Origin of the sequence: Nonomuraea sp. NPDC050547 (assembly GCF_044457345.1) — a bacterium.
Lineage (GTDB): Bacteria > Actinomycetota > Actinomycetes > Streptosporangiales > Streptosporangiaceae > Nonomuraea.
In genome coordinates this window covers 211,988-236,678 of sequence record NZ_JBITGW010000002.1, presented here as the reverse complement: position 1 = coordinate 236,678, position 24,691 = coordinate 211,988, and the positions used below count along the sequence as shown (strand labels likewise).

Here is a 24,691-nt window from a genome sequence, read left to right as displayed (position 1 = left end):
CCGCTTCCCGATCCTCGGCCGCGACGGCCGGGTGAGCGGCGTCGTCACCCCGCGCCGCTCCGCTCCCCGCTCAGGCCACGGCCGGGCTCTTGCCCTCAGCCAGGCTGAGCGCCTCGACCAGGCTCGCGTAGAGCTCGTCGGTCTCCAGGAGCGCCGCGTGCGAGCCCTGCGCGCGTACCTTGCCGTCCTCGAGGACGACGATCGTGTCGGCGTCGATCACGGTGGACAGCCGGTGCGCGATCGTCACCACGGCGCCCTTGCTCGCCCGATCGCCGATGCAGTCGTGCACGGCCGCCTCGGTGAGGCCGTCGAGCTGGGCGGTGGCCTCGTCGAGCAGCAGCACGTCGGGGGTGCGCAGCAGTGCCCTGGCCAGGGCGATCCGCTGGCGCTGGCCGCCGGAGACCGACGTCGGCGACAGCTCCTGGTCGAGGCTCCCGGCCATCTCGGTCAGCCGTACGTCGTGCAGGACCTTCCGCAGTTCGTCCTCGCCGGCCTCGGGGTGCGACAGCAGCAGGTTGTCGCGGATCGTGCCGGGCACGACGGGTGTGTCCTGCTCGACGTAGGCGAGCCGGGCGCGCACCTGGTCGTGCGTGAGGTCCCGGTACGGCACGCCGTCCAGCAGGATCTCGCCCTCCTGAGGCTGCAGGAAGCGCAGGATCAGTGAGAACAGCGTGGTCTTGCCCGCCCCCGACGGCCCGACGATAGCGACGTGCCCGCGGCGCGGGATGACCAGGTCCACGCCTTTGACGGCGGGTTCGGAGTCGGCCGAGTAGGCGGCCCGCACTCCCCGCAGCTCCAGGATCGCCGGCGCGGGAGCGCCCGCGATCGCGACGCCCGCCTCGGCGGGAACGGAGCTCTCCTGCTCCAGGTCGTCGACGCTGCGGATGCGCTCGGCGGCGGCGATGCCGGCCTGCAGGGCGGTGACGTTCTGGCTGAGCTCGGTGATCGGCTCCATCAGCGCGAACGCGTAGAGCAGGAACGCGATCAGGCTGGAGACCTCCAGCACGCCGAGGCTCACCCGCCAGGCGCCGACGCCGAGGATCAGGATGATGGCCAGCTGGATGCCGGACCAGGCCAGCGTCCAGGCGATCGCCTCCCTGCGCACCGCTCGGATGCTGTACTTGGTCGACACGCGGGCGTCGTCGATGATCCGCTCGGCGGTGCGGTCCTCCGCGCGGCTCACCTTGATGGTCCTGATCGCGCGCAGCGCGCCTTCGAGCCGGCCGCCGACGCGGCCCACGTGCTCCTGGGCCCGCTCCTGCGCCTTGGCGATGGCCGGCATCAGCGTGGCGAACAACAGGCCCACCACGACGACCGCGGCGACCGTGGTACCGAGCAGCACCAGGTCCAGCACGCCCATGAGCACGAGCGTGCCGACCAGCATGATCGCGCCGTTGATCAGTCCGATGACGCTGGAGGACGCGGCCTCGCGCAGCAGCACGGTGTCGGAGGTGACCCGGGTGACGAGCTCACCGCTCTGGCGCCTGGTCACGGCCGGGATGGTGGCGCGCAGCAAGCGGCGCACCATCGACTCGCGCGCCTCCAGCACGACCCGCTCGCCGAGCGCGCCGAGCATGATCCACTGCCAGGTCAGGATCACGATGCCGACCAGCAGCAGGCCGATCAGCGCGGTGATGGGCCCGGACAGCGACAGCGAGGCGCCGAGCGAGTCGAGCACCCACTTGGTCACCATCGGCGTGGCCAGGCCCATCCCCGAGCCGAGCAGCGCGAGGAACAACCCGAGGGCGAGCTTGCCCCGGTGGGGCCGGGCAAAGCTCCACAAAATACGGAGCCGCGGAAACTTTTTTGGAGCAGTCATGGATGACAGTGGAACACACTTGTTCCAAGAAAGGCAAATGAGTTTCTTAGTGGTACGGTAAGCCCATGACCGTTGCCGAGACAGGACTGCGCGCACGGACCCGTCGCGCCATCCTCGATGCCGCCTTCTCCACACTGACCGGCAACTCGGGCGCCTCACTCAGCGATGTCGCCGCGGCCGCCGGGGTCGGCCGCACCACGATCCACCGCTACTTCCCCGAGCGCACCGACCTGATCACCGCGATGTCCGAGGACCTGCTGGAGAAGATCGCCCTGGCCACCGGCCGGGCCAGGCTCACCGACGGACCGGCCATCCAGGTGCTCGACCGCCTCCTGCAGGAGTACTTCGAGCTCGGCGACTACCTCATGCTCGCCTTCACCGAACCGCACCTCATCGACTCGGCCGACTGGGAGAGCGAGACCCCCAGCGACCGCGAACTGATCGCCATGATCGAGCGCGGCCGCGAAGAGGGCTCGGTCGACGCGCGGATGCCGGCGAGCTGGGTGCAGCAGGTGATGTGGGCGCTGCTGTACGCCGCGTGGCAGCAGATACGCGACGAGGAGACCTCCAAGCACGACGCGCTCGGGCTGTGCCTGCTCGCCTTCCGCAAGGCCGTGGCCGTCTCAGGCTGAGGGCAGCTCGGCCAGCATGATCGGCACCGTGGTGGGCCACCGCGACCCGCCCGCCGGCTCGACCGTCAGCGCCACCCGCTCCTCCCCTTTCTCCGGTACGGCCCGCAGCATCCCGTCACCGTCGTCCAGCAACCCCGCCGGGCGGGCACCCCGCGGCCCCATCAGCCACAACGCGTAGTCCTCTTCCTCCTTCAGGCGCGGCAGCCCGGTCGCCGCGAACACCATCCTGCCCCGCTCCCTGGAGACCACGATGGTGGCCTCGCCCCCGGCGGTGACCGGCCGCCGAAGGACCCGGGCGTCCGGGGCTGCCATGACGTCCAGCAGGTCCTTCTGCCGGTCGAGCGCCTCCTGCCGGCCGGCGATCACCGTCTCCAATCTCTGCTGGCCCTGAACCGCGAGGACCCCGAGGGCGACGGCCGCCGCCGCGGACACGGCCGCCAGCCCCGCCGCCACCCGCCCCCGCCACCCGGCCCCCAGCCGGCCGGACCCCCCGGACCCCGCCCGGCCGGACCCCCCGGACCCCATCCGGCCGGGTCCCCTGGGCCCCGCCCGGCCGTGCCTTCCGGGGCGCGGGCCGCCCGTTTCCTGCCCCGGGCCGCCCGCTTCCGGCCGTACGCCTGGCGTGTCCGGCGCCGGTGAGGACCCGGCCCCCGTGGCGCCGGTCCGCTGGGGGCCGGGCCGGTCGGGTCCTGGAGCGCCGGTCCCGAACGGGAGGGTGCCCGTCGGCTCCGTCCTGGGGTACCAGACGGTGGCTCCCGATTCGGCCAGCGGCCAGGGGTAGATGGTGGCGGGGGCGTGGGCCTGCCGTACCTGGGCGGCGGAGGCGAGCACGCGGCGGCGCAGCGCGGCGGGCGGCGGGACGGCCGCGGGGAGCGCGAGGCGGGCGGCCGTCTCACGCAGGCGGCGCACCTCGCCCTGGCAGGCCACGCACCGGACCAGGTGCCGTTCGAACAACTCCCCTTCCAGCTCGGGCAGGGCGTGCACGGCGTAGGCGCCGGACAGGGCGTGGAGGTCTTCGTTCATGGGGTCGCTCCCAGCCGGTACGGCCCGTCGCGCGGTGAGCGCCGCGAACGGGGTGCGCGTCGCGGCCGTGGCGGGGCGGTCGTGACGCTCACGTCTGTACTTCGGCCCCTCGGGCCCGCCGGATGCCGGGCCTTGCGCTTTTCCCGTGTCGTGCGACAATTTCATTGGGTGATGAATTATGAGCTGTGTAATCGCAGGAGGCGGTCCAGCGGGCGCCATGCTCGCCCTGCAGCTCGCCAGGTCCGGCGTCGAGGTGACGCTGCTGGAGAAGCACGCCGACTTCCTCAGGGACTTCCGGGGTGACACGATCCACCCCTCCACCATGATGGTGCTCGACGAACTCGGGCTCATCGACGACTTCCTCAACCTGCCCCACCGCAAGACGTACCAGGTCCACGCGCTGACCGACGACGGCCCCCGGCCTGTGGCCAGCCTCAGGGAGCTGCGCACGCCGTACAACTACATCGCGATGGTCCCGCAGTGGGACTTCCTGGACCTGATCGTCGGGGCGGCCAAGGAGTACCCGTCGTTCCGGCTGCTCATGAACGCCGGGGCGACCGGCCTGATCCGCGAGGACGGCGTCGTGCGCGGCCTGCGCTACCGGGACGCCTCGGGCGAGCACGAGATCAGGGCCGCGCTCACGGTAGCCGCCGACGGCCGGCGCTCCACGCTGCGCGCGGCGGCGGGGCTCGTGCCGGAGGAGTTCGGGGCGCCCATGGACGTGCTGTGGTTCCGCATGCCGCGGGAGGCCGGCGACACCGACCACACGTTCCTGCGCCTGGCGGCCGGCAAGCTCATGGTCGCCATCAACCGGGAGAGCTACTGGCAGATGGCCTACGTGATCCCCAAGGGCGGCTTCGACCGGCTGCGCGCCCAGGGCATCGACGCCTTCAGGGATCCGGTACGGCGGCTGCTGCCGTTCCTCGCCGACCGGGTGGACCTCGTCCAGAGCTACGACGACCTCAGCATGCTGACCGTGGCGGTCAACCGGCTGGAACGCTGGCACCTGCCCGGTTTCCTGTGCGTCGGGGACGCGGCGCACGCGATGTCGCCGGTGTTCGGCGTCGGCATCAACCTGGCCGTCCAGGACGCGGTGGCCACGGCCAACCTGCTGGCCGGGTCGCTGCGCTCGGGGGCGCCGATCCCGGAGTCTGCGCTTCACCTGGTGCAGCGTCGGCGGTTGTTCCCGGCGAAGGTCACGCAGGCCGCGCAGCGCCTGTTCCAGGACCGCGTCATCAGCGTCGCCCTGGAGAACCGGCGGAAACCACCCCGCATCCCTGCCAACGTGACCGGCGTCCCGATCCTGGGCGCGGCGCTGCGGCGGTTCGTGGGCTTCGGCGTCCGGCCCGAGCACGTGCGCACGAAAGCCCTGATCCGCGCCTAGTCCGGCACGGGCAGGTGGTAGAGGGCGAGCGGAGCGGGCGGCGGCAGGGGCGCGGCCGGTCCGGTGTGGAAGGAGCGCAGCATCAGGGCGGCCAGGCGGCGGGCGGCTGCCACCGCGGTCTCGGCGGAGGCCGCGGTGATGCCGTCGGTGGCCATGAGGATGAGCGAGAGGTCGCTGCGCTCGAACTCGGCCCGCAGCCGGCCCGACGCCTTGGCCCGCCGTACCAGCTCGGCGAAGCCCCGCTCGGCCCGCTCACGCTCGCGCCCGAAGTCGACCGCGCCGGGGAACTCGCTCAGGAAGGCGGCCGCGAGGCCGCGGTCGACGGCGTTCATCGCGCACAGCGTCTCGATGAACGTGCGGAACCCGTGCCAGGGGTCGGGGTCCTCCAGGGCCTCGTCGATCGTCCCCACGCAGGCGCCGAGATGCTCGCGGAACACCTCCGCCATCAGGGCCTCGCGGGTGGGGAAGCGCCGGTAGAGCGTGGCCACGCCGACGCCCGCGCGCCGCGCGATCGCGGCCATGGGCACGTCGAGGCCCCGCGCGGCGAACAGGTCGCCGGCCGCTTCGAGGATGCGCCGCCGGTTGTGACGCGCGTCCGCGCGCAGCTCCATCCGAGAGGATTCCGCAGACATGCTTCTCACATTAGCTCAAATGGAGTGGCCTCTCCGTTTAGCGGGCTAGCGTGACGGCATGAGTGAGATGCGCGCGGCCCTTTACGACCGCTATGGCCCCCCTGAAGTGCTGTACGAGGGCACGCTGCCCAAGCCCGTCCCGGGCCCCGGAGAGGTCCTGGTACGCGTCCACGCCACCACCGTGAACGGCGGCGAACTCCTGGGCCGGGCCGGAAAGGTACGGCCGGTCACCGCGCTCGCCGGACCGGGCTGGCCCAAGCGCACCGGGATCGACTTCGCCGGCGAGGTCGCCGGCCTCGGCTCACCGAGGTCGGGCCTGAAGCCCGGCGACCGGGTCTGGGGCTCCATGGCCAGGTCCCAGGGCTTCGGCAGCGCCGCCGAGTATGTGGTGGTGCGGCCCCGGCAGCTCGCCTTCGCCCCCGCCGGGCTCGACCTGGTCCAGGCCGCGGCCCTGCCCGTGGGCACGACCGCGATCACCGCATTGCGCGACAAGGCCCGCCTCGCCCCCGGCGAGCGCCTCCTGGTGCGCGGCGGCGCGGGCGGCGTCGGCAGCCTCGCCGTCCAGCTCGGCCGCGCCTACGGCGCCCACGTCACCGCACTCGCCGGGGCCGCGAACCTGGACCTCGTCCGCGACCTCGGCGCCGACGAGGCCTACGACTACGCGACGACCGGCCCGGCCGGCCTCGGCCCGTTCGACGTGGTCCTCGACACCGTGGGCAGAGACCTGCCCGCGTGGCGCCGCCTGCTGACGCCGCGGGGCCGTATGGTGGCGATCGCGTTCGACGCCGCGCACGTGGCCGCCTCGATCGGCTACATCCTCGCGTCCACCGTGTACGGCAGGCACCGCGTGCGGGCCTTCAGCGGCGCCCCCACCCACGAACTGTTCGCCGAGCTGACCCGGCTGACGGAGTCCGGGGCGCTCCGGCCGGTCGTGGACACGATCCACCCGCTGTCCGGCATCGCGAAGGCGCACCGGGCGCTGGAGGCGGGCGGGGTCCGCGGGAAGCATGTCATCCAAGTGATATGACCGGTTTACCGGGTTTGATGGGCCGCCAGGTGAGAACACGTTCTCAGAATGCGGAATCCGGGGTCGGAGAGGAAGGCGGAGTGGAATACCCTCGTTTGTCGTGAGCGCACTGAGCAACCTCGATTCCTGGCGGGCGCTTCCCGCCGCCCAGCAGCCTGACTGGCCCGACCCCGCCGAGCTCGGCAAGGTCGTGGACGAGCTGCGTTCTCTTCCCCCCCTGGTGTTCGCCGGCGAGTGCGACCAGCTCAAGGCTCAGCTGGCCGACGTGGCCCGCGGCCAGGCGTTCGTGCTGCAGGGCGGCGACTGCGCCGAGACGTTCGCCGGCGCCACCGCCGACAACGTGCGCAACAAGCTCAAGACGCTGCTGCAGATGGCCATCGTCCTCACCTACGCGGCCAAGGTGCCCGTCGTGAAGATCGGCCGGGTCGCCGGGCAGTTCGCCAAGCCGCGCTCCAAGGGCACCGAGACCCGCGACGGCGTCACCCTGCCCGCCTACCGGGGCGACATGGTCAACGGGTTCGACTTCACCGAGGCGTCCCGGGTGCCCGACCCGTGGCGGCTGCTGAAGGCGTACCACTCCTCGGCGGTCACGCTCAACCTCGCCCGCGCCTTCACCAAGGGCGGCTACGCCGATCTGCGCCAGGTGCACGCCTGGAACCAGGATTTCGTGCTCGAGTCGCCCGCCGGGCGCCGCTACGAGCAGCTGGCCAGGGAGATCGACCAGGCGCTCGCGTTCATGCGGGCCTGCGGGGCCGACCCGGAGGAGTTCCACACCGTGGAGTTCTACTCCTCCCACGAGGCCCTGATCCTCGACTACGACCAGGCGCTCACCCGCATCGACTCACGCACCGGCCTGCCGTACGACGTCTCCGCTCATATGGTGTGGATCGGCGAGCGCACCCGTCAGCTCGACGGCGCGCACGTGGAGTTCTTCTCCCGCATCCGCAACCCGATCGGCGTCAAACTCGGCCCCACGACGACGGCCGACGAGGCGCTCACGCTGATCGAGAAGCTCAACCCCGCCAACGAGCCCGGCCGCCTGACGTTCATCACCCGCATGGGCGCGCCGAAGATCCGCGAACTGCTGCCGCCGCTGGTCAAGGAGGTCACCGCGTCGGGCGCGCAGGTGGCGTGGATCTGCGACCCGATGCACGGCAACACGTTCGAGGCGCCGAGCGGCCACAAGACGCGCCGCCTGGACGCCGTGCTGGACGAGGTGGCCGGCTTCTTCGAGGTGCACCGCGCGCTCGGCACGCACCCGGGCGGCATCCACATCGAGTTCACGGGCGACGACGTGACGGAGTGCGTGGGCGGCGGCCAGGAGATCGCCGAGGACGACCTCGCCCTCCGCTACGAAACCGCCTGCGACCCGAGGCTCAACCGCTCCCAGTCCCTGGACCTGGCCTTCCGCGTCGCCGAGCTCTACCGCTCGGTCTAGCGACGCATCTGTTTCAAGCGCCTTTCCGTTACGGCGGGGCCGGCTCGCCCGCCCCGCCGTACTTCCTTTCCCTCTGTCGAGCGATGGTCGTGAGGGCTCACGGGCCGCTCGCCGCGACAACTCCGCTCGTGACCGGCGCCACGCGCGATCCGGCCCGGGGGCGGGGTGTCAGGGAAGGTGGATGGAGGGGTCGGGCTGGGTGGGGACGGGGCGGCGAGTGGCCTGGCTGGTGGAGGTCCAGAAGACGCCGGCCGTGATGGCCATGAGGATGACCAGCCACAGTGCCGCTCTGCCCATCCGCAGGCCGTAGCCGCACAGCAGCCACGACAGGGCCAGCCACCATCGCCGTGACGCCCCGGCCTTGCGGCGCATTTCCATGGCGCCGAAGGCGAAGTCGCTGGCTATGGACTCGTCGTCCAGGCCTGCCTGCAGGCCGGTGTAGAGGACGGCGAGGCGTTCCGCGCTGGCGGCGGTCTCGCCGGGGGCGGTCCAGCCTCTTAACAGGTGTTCGTCGGCCAGCGAGCGGCGGCGGGAGAACCAGCGCATCGGCGGCCACCGCAGCCCGAAGCGGACGCCGCTGGGTGTGAACGCGAAGGCGCAGTCCTTCAGGCGCAGGCCCGCCGGGTCGCCGTAGCCGGCGAAGCGGCAGGTGGACAGGTCCAGGCCGGTCAGATTCAGCGCGGGGGCGTTCACCTCGCGAAGGGACGTGAGGGCGGCGCGGCCTCGGCCGGAGATGGCGGACGGGTGGTGCAGGACGGCCGATTCCAGGTCGGCCTGGGCGTCGGTGAGGCGCAGCAGCAGCGGGCCGGTGATCTCGGCGTGGCGCAGGTCCGCGCCCGAGCCGGTGACGCACAGGTCGAGTCCCGACTCGGCGTGCGCGTGGGCGGCCGAGAGGCGGCCGGTGACCGAGACGTAGACGTTGCCCAGGAAGTGGGCGGCGTCGAAGGCGGCCGGGCCGACGACCTTGCGGAAGGACAGCGTGCGGCCGAAGCGGGCGCCGCGGAAACTGGCGCCGTCGCCGACCGTCGCGGCGTCGAAGGTGGCGAACCCGTCGAACCGGGTTCGCTCGCAGGACAGGCCGCGGCCGCAGGCGGTCTGGCTGAACAGGGCGTCGCGGGCCAGGACGGCCCTGTCCAGCGACAGGTGGCCGCGGACCCTGACGCCGTGGAAGGACAGTTCGCGGGCGAAGCGGGCGCCGGCCAGAGAGACGTTGCCTTCGAAACGCGCGCCGAAGAAGGACGCCAGGCGGTCGAACCTCGCTCCGTCGAGCGAGACGTCGCCGAGGAAGGCGACTCCGGCGAAGCGCGTCTCGCAGGTGAAGTGGGCGCGGTCGAGGCGGGTTCTGCCGGGTCTGCGTTCGGTGGCCTCCAGGACCTGGTCCAGGAGTTCGGCGTCGATGGTGGTGCCGCGGAGGTCCACGAGGCGGCCGGGGGTTAAGGTGCGGAGCACCTCCGCGCGCGCCTCGGGCGTGGTGTGGAGCAGGCAGGTGCCGTGAGGCTGGTGTGCGAAGCCTGTGCAGGCGCCGGAATGCGCGCAGGTGACCCAGTCCATGCAGTGGTCATACCCGGGCACGGCGCCGGTCAAGGTTCGCCGTATCAATGCTCTATCCACCTTCATGCGGACATATACGACGCCACGGGCCCTTGAAGCGCTGGTCATCCGCGTTTCAACCCGGCCGGCGATCCGCACCCGCCCCACGGCCGGCGCCGTACCGGCTGCCCGTGAGCGGCGGCGACCTCAGCTCACTACGGCGAGGCCGAGCGGTCCGAGGCACCGGCATCGCGTGTCCCGCCGGAGCCTGGTGTGCGGGCCCGGCGGGACATGGAATGCTGGAAAGCGGTGAGTGGTTGACACCGTTGCAACTTCAACGACGATACGAGGAGCCACTTGTGGCGACTATCGAAGTAACAGAGAAGAACTTCAACGACATCGCCGACAAGGGGATCGTCCTGCTCGACTTCTGGGCTGCGTGGTGCGGGCCTTGCCGTACCTTCGGGCCGATCTTCGAGAAGGCGTCTACGAAGCACGACGACATCACCTTCGGCAAGATCGACACCGAGGCTCAGCAGGCGCTGGCCCAGGGCTTCGAGATCACCTCGATCCCGACGATCATGGCCATCCGCGACGGCATCGTCGTTTACGCCCAGCCCGGCGCCCTTCCGGCCCCGGCCCTGGAGGACCTGATCGGACAGGTACGGGCGCTGGACATGGACTCCATCCGGTCGGAGCTGGCCGAGGAGCTCAAGAAGGCCGACCAGACCTGACGGCTTGACCCTCCGGACCTCGCCCTTCGTCGACGGCGAGGTCCTTCTCACATCCCGGGCGGACGGTGCGGCCATCGCCCGGTGACACCGGCCCTTGAGACGCGGCGGAGGCGGCCGGGGCTCTCCAGCCATGGCCGCCCCCACGCTTGGAGCGCCGGGTGGGCGAGAAGACCCGCGCCGGAGACCGGCGCGACGTGCACGGCCGCCCACCGGCCTCCGGTCGGCGAGCCGGCGTGGTCCAAGGGCCGGGAGTGGGTCAGGGCAGGGTGGCGAGGAGTTCGGCGATCTTGGCGAAATGGTGGGTGCGCCAGCCGCCGCCCATGATCTTGCGGCTGAACTGCTGGGCCGGGTCGTCCGGGTCGAAGCCCTCGTGGTCGAGGAAGACCCGCGTCCCCCGGCCCTCGCCCTCCAGGCGCCAGCTCACCGTCCAGTCGGCCTTCTTGCGGTCGCTCCAGCTGATCTTGAGGAGCTTCCGCGGCTCGATCTCCAGCACCCGGCAGTACACGATGCCGTCGAAGCCCACGTTCGGGCGTGGCTCGGTGGTGAAGGTGAACTCGTGGCCGATCTCCAGCCGGAAGCTGTTGGGCATCAGCCACCTGGCCATCAGCTCGGGGTCGGTGAGGGCGCGCCAGACCTTGGCGGGCGGGTGGGCGTAGAAGTGGTCGACGCGAATCGCGGTCAGGTCGTCAGTCATCATCCTGCTCATCCATCGTCTCGGGCATCTCGTCGAGGACCGTGCCGAGGGCGGCCAGCCTCTCCCGCCAGAACCGCTCGTACGGGCTGAGCCAGTCGCGCAGCCGCATCAGCGGCTCGGCCTCCAGCCGGTAATGGCGCTCGCGTCCCTGGCGGGCCTCGGCCACCAGGCCGGCGTCCCTGAGGACCTTCAGGTGCTCGGACACACTGGGGCGGCTCATCTCGAACCGTTCGGCCAGCCGCCCGGCCGGCTGGTCCCCCTCGCGCAGCAGGAGCTCCAGCAGCCGCCGCCGCGCGGGACTGGCCAGCGCCGCGAACAGGGCGTCGGAGGACATCAGCCCTGGCTGACGACGTAGCCGTTGCCGAACGGGTCCTGGAAGAGCAGCCGGCGTCCCCAGGGCTCGTCGGAGGGGCCGTCGGCGGCGGTTCCCGCCGACCTCAGGCGTGCGGCCAGGTCGTCGAGGTCGGGCGCGGTCAGGATGAGGCCGCCGACCGGGGCCATCTCGGGGAACCACGAGGCGAGCAGCAACGTCGTCGCGCCGCCCTCGGGCGCGACGGTGAGCCAGCGGCCCATCGGGAACGGGTTGTCGGTCCTGATCCCCATGCCGAGGGGGCCGGTGTAGAAGGCCAGGGCCGTCTCCTGGTCGGAGACGGGAATGGTCACAGTGGAGATTTCCATGTCGCCCACTATACGTAGGAAATATCCTACGCATCAATATCGGGGGAATCCCTGATGAGTCCCCGAGGCCGTCGTCCGTAGAATCGAGGCATGCTCATCGACGACTACGTGGCCGATCTGGGCCGGGCCCTGTACGGGCCGACGGGACCCAGGCGCGACATGGTCGTCGAGGCCCGCGACAGCCTGGTCGACACGGCCGACGCCTACGAGGCGGACGGGCTGGCGCGCGAGGAGGCCGAGCGGCTGGCCGTTCAGGAGTTCGGGAGTGTCGAGGAGATCGCGCCCGGGTACCAGAGCGAGCTGACGGCGTGCGCGGGGCGCAGGCTGGGCGGGCTGCTGTTCGTGAGCGTGCCGCTGACGGCGCTGGCCTGGTCGATGATCTGGCAGGTGTTTCCGCTCGATCCGTCCATCTGGGCGCAGAAGCCGGCCTGGTTCGGCGCGATCTCTCTGGCGCTGGACCTGGTGCAGGTCGCGGTGGGCGTGAGCGGCGGGCTGTCGCTGCTGGCTCTCGGGCGCGGCGCGCGGCTGCTGCCCAAGGCGCGGCTGGTGACCCGCTCGCTGGGCGGGCTGGTGCTGGCCATGCTGGCGCTCACCACGATCCTGGGCATGATCCTGACGATCGGGGTGAAGGGGCCGATCGGCTTCACGGCCTATCCCCCGGGCGTCATGGTGACGGTGGCGAGCTACGTGCTGGCCGGTGTGCAGTTGTACTGCGCGGTGCGGTGCCTGCGGATCACGAGGACGGCCGTAGCACACCACTGATCGTGGCGGTGAACTCCCGCCAGGCGGATCGCTCGCCTTCGAGCTGCCGCCTGCCGGAGCCGGTGAGCCGGTAGGTGCGGCGTTTGCGGCCGCCGACTGTCGCCCATTCGCTGGCGAGATAGCCCACGCGCTCCAGCTTGCGCAACGCCGGATAGACCGTGCCCGTCGGCACGCTGAGCGCGCCGCCGCTGCGTTCCTGCAGGGCTTCGATGATCGCGTAGCCGTGGAGTGGCTCGTGCTCCAGCACGGAGAGCAGCAGGGCGTCCAGATGGCCGCGGAGCGCGTCCGGGTTCATGGCGACAATCCTAGGTTCCCGTTCGTCATATAGACAGTCTACATGTAGGCTCTCTATATGTAGGCAGACACAACAACGACGGGGACGGAGTCCATGGAGGCACTGGATCTGGCGCGCACGCAGTTCGCGCTGACGGGCAGCCTGCACTTCCTGTTCGTGGTGCTCACGCTGGGACTGGCCCCGCTGGTGGCCATCCTCAACACGCGCTGGGTGCTGTCGGGCAAGCGGCTTTATGAGGGAATGACCCGCTTCTGGGGCCAGATCTACGTGATCAACTACGCCCTGGGCATCGTGACCGGACTGGTGATGGAGTTCCAGTTCGGACTCTCGTGGAGCGGGCTGTCACACTACGCCGGCGACGTCTTCGGGGCGCCGCTGGCCATGGAGACGCTGGTGGCGTTCTTCCTGGAGTCGACGTTTCTCGGGCTGTGGATCTTCGGGTGGCACCGGCTGCCCAAGAAACTCCACCTGGCCTGCATCTGGATCGTCACGCTCACCGCCTACGCCAGCGCGTTCTACATCATGGTCGCCAACTCCTTTTTGCAGAACCCGGTCGGCTCCGTCGTCAAGGGCGACCACATGGAACTGGTCGACTTCGGGGCGCTGCTGACCAACCCCTCACTGGTCCTGGCCTTCCCGCACATCATCGGGGCGGCGCTGTTCACCGGCGGCATGGTCTTCGCGGGCGCCGGCGCGTACCAGCTCAGGCGCCGCACCCACGAGGGGGAGTTCTTCACCAGGTCGCTGCGCATGGGGGTGGCGACCGCCGCGATCGGCAGCACGCTCGCGCTCGGCGCCGGGTACGCGCAGTTCGGGGTCATCGACACCGGCAAGTTCGAGAACAACACCGCGGCCGCCGTCGGGCTCGGCTTCATGATGGAGCTGGGGCATCTGCTCTGGTTCATGGTGGTGCTGGTGATGCTGCCGCTGATCCACTGGCTGCCCAAGTGGCGCTGGACCCACCTGATCATCATCATCATGACGCCGCTGCCGTTCGTCGCGTCCATCCTCGGCTGGATGGCCAGGGAGATCGGCCGCCAGCCGTGGATGATCTGGGAGAAGCTCTCCGTCGCCGACGCCATGTCCCCCGGGCTCACGTCCGGGATGATCACCGCCTCTCTGATCGGGTTCGTCGGCGTGCTCGGCCTGCTGGCCGTCGTCGACTACGTCCTCATCGTCCGCGTGGTACGGCGCGGCCCCGCCGACCTCGCCCTCGGCGCCCCCGCCGAGGAACGCCAGCCGGCGATGAGCCTCTAGGAGCCTTCACATGGAACTGATCTGGTTCGTCATCTTCGCCGTGCTGCTGGCCGGCTACTTCGCCCTGGAGGGCTTCGACCTGGGCGTCGGCCTGCTGATGCTGGGCCGCCCCCAGGAGCGCAGGGACCGGATGGTGGCCGCCATGGCGCCGTACGTGCTGGCCAACGAGGTGTGGCTGGTCGCGGTGGCCGGGGCGCTGTTCGGGGTCTACCCGATGCTGGAGGGGCCCGTCCTGTTCGGGCTCTACCCGATCGTCGTGGCGATGCTGCTGTCGTGGGTGCTGCGCGACGCGGGGCTGTGGTTCCGCCGCCGCATGGACGGGGCCGCGTGGCGCTCGTTCTGGGACCTCATGATCACGCTGGGCTCGCTCGGGCTGTCGGCCGGGTGGGGTGTGGCGCTGTACGCCGCGGCCACCGGGTTCACCGCCTCGTTGCTGCACCCGCTCGGACTCGGGCTCGGGGCGCTGCTGGCCGTGCTGTTCGCGATGCACGGGCGGGCGTTCCTGAACTGGCGCGAGGGCGGGAAGGCCGGGCGGCTCCTGCTCACCGGACTGGCCGCGGCGGCGCCCGTGATCGCCCTGCTCATCGGGTCGGCCGGCTTCCTCATGGCCTCATCGGCGGCCGGTTCCAGCCTGAATGTGCTCAGTTTCATGGTGTTGCCGTTCGCGCCCGTCATGGTCGGCGCGCAAGTATGGGTCTGGCGGACCTTCCGGGGCGCCATCCGTACTCCGTCGTTCTTCTGAGGACTCGTGCACAAAGATCTCCTGCGGCTCATGCGGGCCGAGCAGTCGGTGCGCAGGCATCTGGCCGTCACCCTGGCCGCCGCCACGCTGGCGGGACTGCTCGTGCTCGTCCAGGCCGAGCTTCTGGCCGGGGTGCTGTCCGGCAGGTTCACGCTGGCGGCGCTGGGCGTGCTGGCGCTGACCGTCGGGTTGCGGGCGCTGCTCGGGTGGAGCCAGGGCGTGTTCGCCGGCCGTACCGCGACCGGGGTGAAGTCGGCGCTGCGCGAGCGGCTGCTCGGCCGGCTGCGGGAGATGGGACCCGCGCGCCTGGCCGGCCACCGCTCCGGTGAGCTCGTCACGCTGGCCGGGCGCGGGCTCGACCGGCTCGACCCGTACCTGACCGGCTACCTTCCCGCCATGGCGGTCGCCGGGGTGGTGCCGCTGGCGGTGCTCATCCGGTTGTTCGCCGCGGACCTGGCCAGCGCGGTCATCGTGCTGGTCACGCTGCCGCTCATCCCCATCTTCGGCGCGCTGGTCGGCATGCACACCAAGGCGACCACCGAGCGGCAGTTCCACGCGCTGGCCAGGCTCGGCGGGCACTTCCTCGATGTCGTGCGCGGGCTGCCCACGCTGCGCGCCTTCGGCCGGGCCCGCTACCAGGCCACCGTCATCGAGCAGGTCGCCGACGCGCACCGGGGCGCCACGATGCGCACACTGCGGGTGGCGTTCCTGTCGTCGCTGGTGCTGGAGCTGTGCGCGTCGTTGTCGCTGGCGCTCGTGGCGGTGCCGATCGGGCTCCGGCTGCTGGGCGGCAACCTCGACCTCACCACCGCGCTGCTCGTCCTGCTGCTGGCGCCCGAGGCGTACCTGCCGCTGCGGATGATGGGCACCCGCTTCCACGCCTCGATGGAGGGTGTGGCGGCGGCCGACGCGGCCTTCGCCGTACTGGAGGAAGAGGTCGGGCCCACGCCCGCGCCCGCCCGCACGGAGCGCGGTGAGGGGCCGCCGGAGATCCGGCTGGAGAACGTCACCGTCCGCTACCCCGGCCGCGAGGTCGCGGCGCTGGAGGACGTCTCGCTGGTGATCGCGCCCGGCGAGCGGGTCGCGCTGGTCGGCGAGAGCGGCGGCGGCAAGAGCACGCTGCTGCACCTGCTGCTCGGCTTCGTCTCCCCCGCCTCCGGGCGGGTGCTGGTCGGCGGGCGCCCGCCGGACACCCCCGACGAGCTGGCGTTCGTGCCGCAGCGCCCGCACCTGTTCGCGGCCTCCGTCGCCGACAACATCCGCCTCGGCGCCCCCGGCGCCACCCTTCCCGAGGTACGGCGGGCCGCCAAGGCCGCCCACGCCGACGCCTTCGTCGAGGCCCTGCCCGACGGGTACGACACCCTGGTGGGCGAGCGAGGCGCCAACTTCTCGGCGGGCCAGCGCCAGCGCATCGCCCTGGCCAGGGCGTTCTGCCTGCCCGGCGCGACGGTCCTGCTCCTGGACGAGCCCACGGCCCGCCTCGACGGCCGCAGCGAGGCCGCCGTCGTGGAGGCCACCGCCGCCCTGGCCGAAGGGCGCACCGCGGTCATCGTCGCCCACCGCCCCGCGATGATCGACCTGGCCGACCGGGTGATCCGCATCCACGCCGGCCGGGTCGTGTCCGACACCCGCCGGGACGCCACCACCGTGGCGGGCTCCGGCGACGACGTGAGGGAGATCCGGTGAAGCGGCGCATGGGCCTGCGGATCGTCTGGGCCGTGCTGGCCGGGGCCGCGGCCGATCTGGCCGGGCTCGGGCTGATCGCCGCCGCCGCGTGGCTGATCACGCGGGCCGCCGAGCAGCCGGAATTGGCCGCGCTGAGCGTGGCGATCGTGGCCACCCGCGCCTTCGCCACCAGCCGCGGCGTCTTCCGCTACGCCGAACGCCTGACCGGCCACGACGTCGCCCTGCGCGCCCAGGCCGAGACCCGCGAACGGCTCTACGGCTCGCTCATCGCGCCCCAGCAGCCCAGGCACGGCGGAGCGGACCTGCTCAGCCGCATGGTCGACGACACCGAGGCGGTCCAGGACCTGCTGGTGCGCGTCCTGCTGCCCGCGACGGCCGCGCTGATCACCGGCGCGGCGGCGGTCGTGATCGCGCTGACGCTGGCGCCGTTCGCCGCGCTGGTTCTGCTGGCGGGCCTGGTGGTGGCGGGCGTGCTGCTGCCCGCCGGCACGGCCGCCGCCGCCCGCCGCTGGTCGGCCCGCCTGGCCCCGGCCAGGGCCACGCTGGCCGAGCGGGTCGCCGACCTGGTGCACGGCTCGGCCGACCTGGCCGCGTACGGGGCCGGTGAGCGCGCCCTGGCCAAGGCCATGGAGGCCGACGCGGAACTGGCCGCTCTGGAACGCCGCCAGTCCCGTGTGCACGCGGCCTCGCTCGGCGTGGGCACGCTGGTACAGGGCCTGACGGTGGCCGGGATCGTCCTGGCCGCCCGGGCGGCGGGCGCGGACACGGTGGCGACGGCGGTGCTCGCGCTGACCGCGCTGGTGTCGTTCGAGCCGGTGCTGCCGCTGGCCGCGGCGGGCGAGCGCATGGCGGGTATCACGTCCGCGCTGCGCCGCCTGCGCGAGGTGCGCTCGGCTTCCCCGGCCGTCGCCGAGCCGCCGGTTCCGTCCGCGCTGCCCGAGGGGCCGGTGACGGTCGCGGTCGACGACCTCGTCGTACGGCACGCGCCCGGCGCGCCCGCGGCCGTGGACGGCATCTCGTTCACGCTCGAACCCGGCAGGCGTGTGGCCCTGGTGGGCCCGAGCGGCGCGGGCAAGAGCACGGTCCTGGCGGCCCTCATGCGCCTGCTGGAGCCGGAGTCCGGCAGTGTCCGCGTCAACGGCGTCGACACGGCGGAGCTCGACTCCGGCCAGGTGAGAACGCTGATGACCGGCCTCACCCAGGATCCGTACATCTTCCAGACCACGTTGCGCGACAACCTCCGGCTGGCCGGTCCCGACGCGACGGACGACGATCTGGCGCGTGCCGTACGCGATGCCCGGCTTGAGCAGTGGGTGAGCAGGACCGGCTGGGACGCCGAGCTCGGCGAGGACGGCAGGACGGTCTCCGGCGGTCAGCTGCAGCGCCTGTCTCTGGCCCGCGCGCTCCTGTACGACCCGCAGGTGCTGCTCCTCGACGAGCCCGCCGAGGCGCTGGACGAGGAGACGGCCGACGCCCTGATGGCCGACCTGCTGGACGTCACCCACGAGCGCACGACGCTGCTGGTCACTCACCGCCTCAAGGGCTTGGAGCAGGTGGACGAGATCATCGTCATGGAGCACGGCCGGGCGATCCAGCGCGGCCGCCACGACGACCTGGTCGCCGTCCCCGGCTACTACCGCGACCTCTGGCAGTCGGAGGCCCTCACCCGGCGCTGATCCCCCGGCCGACAGGTTTACATCGCAAACCCCTTTGGTTTATAGTTCAAACCAGTTTGAGCTATCGAGGAGTTTGGCGATGACAGACCACGAGGCCACCCCGAGCCCGGAGGAGATGCTCCGGCTCATCGAGCAGCAGCAGACCGCGGCGATGCGCCGGTTCCTCCCGGACCCACTGCTCATGTACGTGCCCTGGGGGGTGTCCTGGTTCATCGGCTTCGGCACGCTCTTCCTCGGCCAGGGCCTCCAGGGCGACGGCAACGGGCTGCTGCCGATCACCTGGCAGGTGGGTCTGGCCGTGCTCTGGGGCACCCAGATCATCGCCTTCGTCCTCATGATCATCGCCCTGCTCCGCTCCGGCGGCCACATCAAGGGCGAGTCCGAGACCCGTGGCGCGATGTACGGGCTGGCCTGGTTCGTAGGCTTCAACGCCATGGGCGTCATCGCCGCACGCTTCGTCCCGCATCTTCAGGAAGACACGATCGGGCCGTTCTATACCTCTCTGTTCATGCTGGTCGCCGGCCTGCTCTACATGGCCGGCGGCGCGATCTACCGGCTGTGGCCGCAGTTCCTGCTGGGCGTCTGGGTCACGGTGGTCGACGTGGTCGGCACCGTGCTGGGCGGCGGCTGGATCTACCTGCTCCTGGCGGTCCTCGGAGGTGGCGGCGCCGTCACCACCGGCCTGTGGCTGCGGAGGCAGCGGTGAACGACGAGCTCGACCCCGTCATCCACGCCCAGGCCAGGCTCAGGGTGGTGGCGACGCTCAACACGCTGCCCGGCGGTGACCGGCTCGCCTTCCCCGGCCTGAAGGACGTGCTCGGCATGACCGCCGGCAACCTGTCCGTTCACCTGTCCAAGCTCGAAGAGGCCGGCTACGTGGAGATCACCAAAACGCACAAGGGCCGCACCCCCGTCACCTACGTCGCGCTGACCAAGCGCGGCAGGGCGGCCTTCGACGAGTACACCAAAGCGATCCGCGCCCTGCTCGACACCGCTGGAGGCACCCCATGAGCGTTCTCGCGCGAACCATCGACGTCACCCGGCGCTACGGCGGCGTGCTCGCCCTCGACCGCGTCTCGCTGGAGATCCGCGCCGGCGAGCTCGTCGGCCTGCTCGGCCCCAACGGCGCCGGCAAGTCCACCCTCATCAACCTGTTCGTCGGCCTGCGCCGCCCCACCTCCGGCACGGTCGAGCTGCTCGGCGGCTCCCCCTTCGACCCTCTGGTACGGCGCGGCATCGGCGTCACCCCGCAGGAGACCGGCCTGCCGGAGGCGCTGCGCGTGGGCGAGGTCGTCGGCTTCGTCACCAGCCACTACCCGAAGGCCCGTCCCAAGGGCGAGGTCCTGGAGCGCTTCGGCCTGTCCGACCTGGACCGGCGCCAGATCGGCGGGCTGTCCGGCGGGCAGAAGCGCCGCCTGGCCGTGGCCCTCGCCTTCGCCGGCGACCCGCGGCTGGTCTTCCTCGACGAGCCGACCACCGGCCTGGACGTCGAGGCCAGGCGCACCCTCTGGGACGGCATCCGCGCCTTCCACGAGGACGGCGGCACCGTGCTGCTGACCAGCCACTACCTGGAGGAGATCGAGGCGCTGGCCCAGCGGGTCATCGTCGTGGCCCAGGGCCACGTGCTGGCCGACGACACCGTCCGCGCCGTGCGGGACATGGTCGGCGTGCAGCGCGTCTCGCTGACCGCCGCCGCCCTGCCGGACCTGCCCGGCGTGCTGTCCAGCGAGCGGGACGGCGAGCGCACCCACCTGATGACCGCCGACGCCGACCACCTGGTGGTGACGCTGGTCCGCGGCGGGACGCCGTTCACCGGCCTGGAGATCCGGCCGACTTCCCTGGAGGAGGCGTTCCTCCACCTGACCGCCCCCGAGCCCGTCACCGCCTGAGGAGTGCGCATGTCCAGCTTGATCCTGGCTCACACCCGCTACCTGATGATCGAGCAGCTGCGGGTGCCGATCGGCCTCGTGGCCAGTTCCTTCTTCCCCGCCGCGACGATGCTGGCGTTCGTGGTGCCGTTCGCGGGCGACGACCCGGTCGCCGCCACGCGGTCCACGGGCTCCATGATGCTCTTCGGCGCCATCTCCGCCGCGCTGATCTCACTGGCCGTCTCGGTGTCACAGGATCGCGAGCAACCCTGGAACCCCTACCTGCGCACGCTGCCCGCCGGTCCGGTGCCCGCCTTCGCCGGCCGGATCGTGACGACGGTGATCTCCATGTTCATCTCGGTGATCCCCGTCCTGATCATCGCCGCCGCCTTCACCTCGGCGCGGATCACCCCGGTGCGGCTGGCGCTCGCCCTGGGCGCGCTGGTCGTCGCGACGATCCCGTTCATGCTGCTGGGCCTGTTCATCGGCTACATGATGCCGTCGAAGGGGGCGATCGCGGTGTCGCAGGTGGCGTTCTTCCCGCTGGCCATCCTGGGCGGGCTCATGCTGCCGCTGGAGATCATGCCGTCGTTCGTCCGGACGCTGTCGCTGTTCCTGCCCAGCAGGGGCGCCGGCGAGCTCATGTGGTGGACCGTCACGGGCATGTCCCCGAACGTGACCGCCCTGGTGACGCTGGCCGGCTGGATCGTCGCGACGGCCGCGCTGGCCGCCTGGGCCTACCGCCGCGACGAGGGACGCCGCTTCGCCTAGCCGCCCGCCCAGGGGTACGAACGGGGGTGCGCCGCCGAGTCCGCAGCGATCTCGACGGCGCACCCGTCCGTGAGGGGGTCCTATTTCTTCTCTTCGAGGGTAACGGTCACTTCGCTCTGCTTCCCGTCCCTCATGTATATGATCTTGACCTGTTGGCCTGGTTTGAAACCTCTGACCTGTCCGACCACCGTATCCCCACCATCGACCGGCTTGTCGCCGATTCGCGTGATGAGGTCGCCCTGCTTCAGGCCGGCCTTGGCGGCGGGGCTGTTCTCGGTGATCTGGCGGACCAGCGCCCCGGGCACGTCTCCGCTGGCGTCGGTCACGCTCACCCCGAGGAAGGCGTGCTTCACGGTTCCCGTGGCGGCGAGCTGGTCGGCCACCTGCTTGGCGGTGTTCACCGGGATGGCGAAGCCCAGGCCGATGCTGCCGTTGCTGCCGTTCGTGGCGATCGCGGTGTTGATGCCCACCACCTGGCCGGCGGCGTTGACGAGCGCGCCGCCCGAGTTACCGGAGTTGATCGAGGCGTCGGTCTGGATGGCGCCGCCGATGCTGGTGGGCGGGGCGGAGTCCTGACCGCCGCGGCCCCAGCCGGGCGGAACCTGCTGCTCCTGCTCACCGCCGACGTTGAGCGTGCGGTCGAGCGCGCTGACGATGCCGGAGGTGACCGTCCCCTCCAGGCCGAGCGGGCTGCCGATCGCCAGGACGGCGTCGCCGACCTTCAGCTGGTCGCTGTCGCCGAGCTCGGCCTTGGTCAGCCCGGAGACGCCCTCGGCCTTGATGACGGCCAGGTCCGTGGACGGGTCGGTGCCGACGACGGTGGCCTTGGCGGTCTTGCCGTCACTGAACTTGACCGACAACTGGCTGCCCTTGCCGTTGGCGGCCACGACGTGGTTGTTGGTGAGGATGAGGCCGTCCTCGGAGAGCACGACGCCGGATCCGCCGGCGTTCTGGCCCTGGATCATGACGACGGACGGCTGTACCTTGGTCGCCACCTCGCTGATCGTCATCTGGTTGGAGGCCGGCTTGAAGGCCGGGCTCGGCGCCGACTGGACGATCTGCGGCGTCTGGAAGGCGCTCGTGATGGCCGCCCCCGCGACGCCGCCGCCGATCGCCATGGCCGCCAGCGCCAGGCCGGCGATCGCCTTCTGTCCCCCGGTGAAGCCCTGCTTCTTGGCCGCGGGCGGCGGCGGGGGCGGCGCCAGGATCGCCGTGTCCTGGCTGGGGAAGCCCCCGGCGGCCGGCGGCTTGGCGCCGAACTGGGTCCAGCCCTGCTCGCGAGGCTCGTTCGCGTCCATCGTCATCTCCTCAAGTCCCGATGCCTCAAGGGTGCCAATGTCGCTGTTAAGGCAGCTTAAGCCGGTGATCAGAGGCTTCTGAACGGGCTGACGCGGGCCTTATCCGCCCTGGTCGGATGAGTCCGGGGCGGTGAGATTCTCATGCGATTCTCAGGCCGGCTTCGGCCAGTACTCGTCACGGAGCAACCGCTTGTAGAGCTTGCCGGTGGGATGGCGGGGCAACTCCTCCCGGAAGTCCACGGATTTGGGGCACTTGAAGTGCGCCAGCCGCTCTCTGCAGTACGCGATGAGCTCGGCCTCCAGCGCGGGTCCCGCCTCGCTCATGTCGGCGGGTTGCACCACGGCCTTGACCTGCTCGCCCATCTCCTCATCCGGTACGCCGAAGACCGCCACGTCGGCCACCTTGGGATGGAGGGCCAGGACGTTCTCCGACTCCTGGGGGTAGATGTTCACGCCGCCGGAGATGATCATGTAGGAGCGGCGGTCGGTGAGATAGAGGAAGCCCTCCTCGTCCAGGTAGCCGATGTCGCCGAGGGTGGTCCAGCCGCGGCCCCCCGGGTCCTGGGCGGCGCGCGTCTTGCCGGGATCGCCGTGGTACTCGAAGGTGAGGCCGTCGGAGAAGTAGATCGTGCCGTGCTCGCCGGGCGGCAGGTCGTTGCCCTCCTCGTCGAGGATGTGCACCTTGCCCAGCAGGGACCGGCCGACGGTGCCCTTGTGCGCGAGCCAGTCCTGGGGGCCGGCGTAGAGGAAGCCGTTGCCCTCGGTGCCCGCGTAGTACTCGTGGACGATCGGGCCCCACCAGTCGATCATCTGCTCCTTGACGGGGACGGGGCAGGGGGCGGCCGCGTGGATCGCGAACTTAAGACTGGAAATATCGTGCTTTGTCCGCTCTTCTTCGGGAAGTTTGAGCATTTTGATGAACATGGTGGGCACGAGCTGCGAGTGCGTGACGTGATACTTCTCAACAAGTTCTAGGTAGCGGACCGGGTCGAACTTCTCCATCACCACCACCGTCGCGCCCAGCCGCTGGAAGGTCATGCAGTAGCGCAGCGGCGCGGCGTGGTAGAGCGGCGCGGGCGAGAGGTAGACGCTGTCCCGCTCCGGCGCGAACAGGAACGACACCAGGTTGAACAACGCCCCCGGCTCGTCCAGCGCCGCGTGCGACAGCTTGGGCTTGACGCCCTTCGGCCTGCCGGTGGTGCCCGAGGAGTAGAGCATGTCGGCGCCCTGCGACTCGTCCTCGATCGGCGTGACCGGCTGCGCGGCCACCGCCTGCTCGTAGGAGTCGAAGCCGTCGGCCACGCCGTCCAGCATGAGGCGCAGCCGTACGCCGGTCACGGCCCGCGCCACGTCGGCCAGTTCGGCGCTGGTGATGAAGACCTGGGCCTCGCAGTTGTCCACGATGTAGGCCAGTTCGCCGGCCTGCAGCCGGGAGCTGACCGCGGTGTAGTACAGGCCGGATCGGTGTGCGGCCCAGGCCACGGCCAGGAAGAGCGGATGGTTGGGCAGCATGAACGCGATGTGGTCGCCCGGCCGCAGCCCGGCGGAGCGGAACAGGTGGGCCAGCCGGTTCGACTCCTCGTCCAGCCGGCGGTAGGTGAGGACCTCCCCGGAGCCCGCCATGATCACAGCGGGCTTGTCGGGGGTGACTGCTGCGATGGCTCCCGGATACATGAACCGAACGATATTCGGTTAAGCGTCGGGCCGGAAGGGCCTGATGACGTAGACGGTGCCCGTACTGGAACGTTGCCAGGCTCGTTCGAAGGCCTTGCGCGGGTAGATCGCCCGCACGCCACGCGCCGCCGGGTCGTTGGCGATGACGTCGCCGTCGCGGGTGAAGCCGGTGACGACCATGAGGTGGCCGGCGGAGGCGTACCCGAGCTCCTCGCGGGTGAAGGCCAGCGAGGTCACGACCGGAACCCCCGCCGCGACCAGGTCTTCGACCTCGGCCAGCGAGCGCATCCTGGCCACCGACGCGTCGAGTCCGAAACTTCCGGCATATGCGGTGTTGAAGGCCCAGTTGCCGGTGCCGCCGTAGGCCTTGTCGAAGGTGTGCCTGGCCGCGTGGTCGACCGCCGGGTCCGGGTCGGAACGCGGCACCCAGGACATCTCTTCCGGCCGCGGCCCCTTCTTCCAGTAGGCCAGCACCATCGCGGTTGCGGTCGGGCCGCACCACGCCGCGCCGCCGTGGCCGGCGTGCGCGAGCTGCGACTTGCGCGGCACCGCGAGCTCCCGCCCCCAGGCCCGCCCGCCGCGGGCTCGCGTGCCGCCCGCGCGCGAGGCCACCGCGCCCAGCGTTCGGATCTCCGGCAGCGCGGCGGAGCCCGGCCGCCGATACAGCGACACGCGCAGCCGGTAGGCGGTCACCGCCCGCCCCGCCTTGAACACGTCGGCGGCGACCCGCCCCTGGGCGTCGGCCTGCCCTTTCACGGTGGTCCGCACGCCGTCATAGGACCAGCGGCCCATCACGTACCACCCCGATCCGGGCACCCGCAGCTCCACCCTGACCCAGCTGCCCGGCGGAGTCGCGGCGGTCCACGACGGCACGATCTCGGTGGCGGCGAACCCGATCCGCCGCATCGGCCCGGTCCAGCGGGCCACCTCCCAGGCGCCCGCCCGTACGAAGCCACCGGCCACGAGACCGGCCTCCCGCCGGTAGACGACCCGCCCGTCCCCCGCCTGCCCCGGCATCACCATCAATATCGCGATCAGAATGCGCACCTTTTATCCATGGCCGCATTCGCG

General features: G+C 71.3%; 25 protein-coding genes. 14 read left to right on the top strand and 11 right to left on the bottom strand.

Annotated features, from left to right (window positions below):
• Nucleotides 1–70: 70 nt before the first annotated feature.
• A complete protein-coding gene (locus tag ACIBHY_RS05555) occupies nt 71–1,819 on the bottom strand; it encodes an ABC transporter ATP-binding protein (RefSeq protein ID WP_397256202.1) in 1,749 nt (582 codons plus the stop codon).
• Nucleotides 1,820–1,884: 65 nt separating this feature from the next.
• Between ACIBHY_RS05555 and ACIBHY_RS05550 the strand changes: the two genes are divergently transcribed.
• Nucleotides 1,885–2,451 carry a TetR/AcrR family transcriptional regulator gene (locus ACIBHY_RS05550; RefSeq protein ID WP_397256200.1) on the top strand — a complete coding sequence of 189 codons (567 nt, stop codon included), beginning with the start codon at nt 1,885–1,887 and terminating at the stop codon, nt 2,449–2,451.
• On the opposite strand, the gene ACIBHY_RS05545 is transcribed toward ACIBHY_RS05550, so the two are convergent.
• Nucleotides 2,443–3,474: an anti-sigma factor domain-containing protein gene (locus tag ACIBHY_RS05545; RefSeq protein WP_397256198.1), complete on the bottom strand. Its 1,032-nt coding sequence runs from the start codon at nt 3,472–3,474 to the stop codon at nt 2,443–2,445. The two genes, ACIBHY_RS05550 and ACIBHY_RS05545, sit on opposite strands and share 9 nt — an antisense overlap.
• Nucleotides 3,475–3,652: 178 nt before the next feature.
• On the opposite strand from ACIBHY_RS05545, the gene ACIBHY_RS05540 reads away from it, so the two are divergent.
• The gene (locus tag ACIBHY_RS05540) at nt 3,653–4,858 is read left to right on the top strand and encodes an FAD-dependent oxidoreductase (RefSeq protein ID WP_397256197.1); all 1,206 of its coding nucleotides are present in this window, start codon (nt 3,653–3,655) and stop codon (nt 4,856–4,858) included.
• On the opposite strand, the gene ACIBHY_RS05535 is transcribed toward ACIBHY_RS05540, so the two are convergent.
• A complete protein-coding gene (locus ACIBHY_RS05535) occupies nt 4,855–5,490 on the bottom strand; it encodes a TetR/AcrR family transcriptional regulator (RefSeq protein ID WP_397256195.1) in 636 nt (211 codons plus the stop codon). The two genes, ACIBHY_RS05540 and ACIBHY_RS05535, sit on opposite strands and share 4 nt — an antisense overlap.
• 67 nt (nt 5,491–5,557) lie before the next feature.
• Here ACIBHY_RS05535 and ACIBHY_RS05530 point away from each other — a divergent pair, with 67 nt between their 5' ends.
• Nucleotides 5,558–6,517, top strand: a complete 960-nt coding sequence (locus tag ACIBHY_RS05530) for an NAD(P)-dependent alcohol dehydrogenase (RefSeq protein WP_397256439.1) — start codon at nt 5,558–5,560, stop codon at nt 6,515–6,517.
• Nucleotides 6,518–6,617: 100 nt separating this feature from the next.
• Nucleotides 6,618–7,955, top strand: a complete 1,338-nt coding sequence (locus tag ACIBHY_RS05525) for a class II 3-deoxy-7-phosphoheptulonate synthase (protein ID WP_397256193.1) — start codon at nt 6,618–6,620, stop codon at nt 7,953–7,955.
• Between the two features lie 168 nt (nt 7,956–8,123).
• Here ACIBHY_RS05525 and ACIBHY_RS05520 read toward each other — a convergent pair whose 3' ends face one another.
• A complete protein-coding gene (locus ACIBHY_RS05520) occupies nt 8,124–9,506 on the bottom strand; it encodes a pentapeptide repeat-containing protein (protein ID WP_397256192.1) in 1,383 nt (460 codons plus the stop codon).
• A gap of 338 nt (nt 9,507–9,844) precedes the next feature.
• Between ACIBHY_RS05520 and ACIBHY_RS05515 the strand changes: the two genes are divergently transcribed.
• A complete protein-coding gene (locus tag ACIBHY_RS05515; RefSeq protein WP_379626905.1) occupies nt 9,845–10,219 on the top strand; it encodes a thioredoxin family protein in 375 nt (124 codons plus the stop codon).
• A 256-nt stretch (nt 10,220–10,475) separates the two neighbouring features.
• On the opposite strand, the gene ACIBHY_RS05510 is transcribed toward ACIBHY_RS05515, so the two are convergent.
• Genes ACIBHY_RS05510 through ACIBHY_RS05500 form a run of 3 tightly spaced genes read right to left on the bottom strand, consistent with a single transcriptional unit; the run spans nt 10,476 to nt 11,591 of the window.
• Complete coding sequence (locus ACIBHY_RS05510) at nt 10,476–10,916, bottom strand: SRPBCC domain-containing protein (protein ID WP_397256190.1); 441 nt, start codon at nt 10,914–10,916, stop codon at nt 10,476–10,478.
• Nucleotides 10,906–11,247 carry an ArsR/SmtB family transcription factor gene (locus ACIBHY_RS05505; protein ID WP_397256188.1) on the bottom strand — a complete coding sequence of 114 codons (342 nt, stop codon included), beginning with the start codon at nt 11,245–11,247 and terminating at the stop codon, nt 10,906–10,908. Before ACIBHY_RS05505 ends, ACIBHY_RS05510 begins: the two co-directional genes overlap by 11 nt.
• A complete protein-coding gene (locus ACIBHY_RS05500) occupies nt 11,247–11,591 on the bottom strand; it encodes a VOC family protein (RefSeq protein WP_397256186.1) in 345 nt (114 codons plus the stop codon). The genes ACIBHY_RS05505 and ACIBHY_RS05500 overlap by 1 nt, the downstream gene beginning before the upstream one ends.
• 90 nt (nt 11,592–11,681) lie before the next feature.
• Here ACIBHY_RS05500 and ACIBHY_RS05495 point away from each other — a divergent pair, with 90 nt between their 5' ends.
• The gene (locus tag ACIBHY_RS05495) at nt 11,682–12,353 is read left to right on the top strand and encodes a permease prefix domain 1-containing protein (protein ID WP_397256185.1); all 672 of its coding nucleotides are present in this window, start codon (nt 11,682–11,684) and stop codon (nt 12,351–12,353) included.
• Here ACIBHY_RS05495 and ACIBHY_RS05490 read toward each other — a convergent pair.
• Nucleotides 12,325–12,648: a helix-turn-helix transcriptional regulator gene (locus ACIBHY_RS05490; RefSeq protein ID WP_379626893.1), complete on the bottom strand. Its 324-nt coding sequence runs from the start codon at nt 12,646–12,648 to the stop codon at nt 12,325–12,327. The genes ACIBHY_RS05495 and ACIBHY_RS05490 overlap by 29 nt on opposite strands.
• A gap of 93 nt (nt 12,649–12,741) precedes the next feature.
• On the opposite strand from ACIBHY_RS05490, the gene ACIBHY_RS05485 reads away from it, so the two are divergent.
• From ACIBHY_RS05485 to ACIBHY_RS05450, 8 genes are all read left to right on the top strand, one after another.
• Complete coding sequence (locus tag ACIBHY_RS05485) at nt 12,742–13,905, top strand: cytochrome ubiquinol oxidase subunit I (RefSeq protein ID WP_397306038.1); 1,164 nt, start codon at nt 12,742–12,744, stop codon at nt 13,903–13,905.
• 10 nt (nt 13,906–13,915) lie between these two features.
• Complete coding sequence (locus tag ACIBHY_RS05480; protein ID WP_397256181.1) at nt 13,916–14,647, top strand: cytochrome d ubiquinol oxidase subunit II; 732 nt, start codon at nt 13,916–13,918, stop codon at nt 14,645–14,647.
• A 6-nt stretch (nt 14,648–14,653) separates the two neighbouring features.
• On the top strand, nt 14,654–16,333 hold the full coding sequence (cydD, locus tag ACIBHY_RS05475) for a thiol reductant ABC exporter subunit CydD (RefSeq protein WP_397306037.1): 1,680 nt from the start codon (nt 14,654–14,656) through the stop codon (nt 16,331–16,333).
• Nucleotides 16,330–18,009: a thiol reductant ABC exporter subunit CydC gene (gene cydC / locus ACIBHY_RS05470; RefSeq protein WP_397306036.1), complete on the top strand. Its 1,680-nt coding sequence runs from the start codon at nt 16,330–16,332 to the stop codon at nt 18,007–18,009. The genes cydD and cydC overlap by 4 nt, the downstream gene beginning before the upstream one ends.
• A gap of 79 nt (nt 18,010–18,088) precedes the next feature.
• A complete protein-coding gene (locus ACIBHY_RS05465) occupies nt 18,089–18,715 on the top strand; it encodes a hypothetical protein (protein WP_397306035.1) in 627 nt (208 codons plus the stop codon).
• Complete coding sequence (locus tag ACIBHY_RS05460; RefSeq protein WP_397256175.1) at nt 18,712–19,020, top strand: winged helix-turn-helix domain-containing protein; 309 nt, start codon at nt 18,712–18,714, stop codon at nt 19,018–19,020. The genes ACIBHY_RS05465 and ACIBHY_RS05460 overlap by 4 nt, the downstream gene beginning before the upstream one ends.
• Nucleotides 19,017–19,898: an ABC transporter ATP-binding protein gene (locus ACIBHY_RS05455; protein ID WP_397306034.1), complete on the top strand. Its 882-nt coding sequence runs from the start codon at nt 19,017–19,019 to the stop codon at nt 19,896–19,898. The genes ACIBHY_RS05460 and ACIBHY_RS05455 overlap by 4 nt, the downstream gene beginning before the upstream one ends.
• Nucleotides 19,899–19,907: 9 nt before the next feature.
• On the top strand, nt 19,908–20,648 hold the full coding sequence (locus ACIBHY_RS05450; RefSeq protein ID WP_397256172.1) for an ABC transporter permease: 741 nt from the start codon (nt 19,908–19,910) through the stop codon (nt 20,646–20,648).
• A gap of 80 nt (nt 20,649–20,728) precedes the next feature.
• Here the strand turns inward: ACIBHY_RS05450 and ACIBHY_RS05445 are convergent, their stop codons facing one another.
• From ACIBHY_RS05445 to ACIBHY_RS05435, 3 genes are all read right to left on the bottom strand, one after another.
• Nucleotides 20,729–21,946, bottom strand: coding sequence for a S1C family serine protease (locus tag ACIBHY_RS05445; RefSeq protein ID WP_397306033.1), 1,218 nt, complete (start codon nt 21,944–21,946; stop codon nt 20,729–20,731).
• 150 nt (nt 21,947–22,096) lie between these two features.
• The gene (locus ACIBHY_RS05440; protein ID WP_397256169.1) at nt 22,097–23,620 is read right to left on the bottom strand and encodes an acyl-CoA synthetase; all 1,524 of its coding nucleotides are present in this window, start codon (nt 23,618–23,620) and stop codon (nt 22,097–22,099) included.
• Nucleotides 23,621–23,638: 18 nt separating this feature from the next.
• Nucleotides 23,639–24,667: a C39 family peptidase gene (locus ACIBHY_RS05435; protein WP_397256167.1), complete on the bottom strand. Its 1,029-nt coding sequence runs from the start codon at nt 24,665–24,667 to the stop codon at nt 23,639–23,641.
• Between the last annotated feature and the right edge of the window lie 24 nt (nt 24,668–24,691).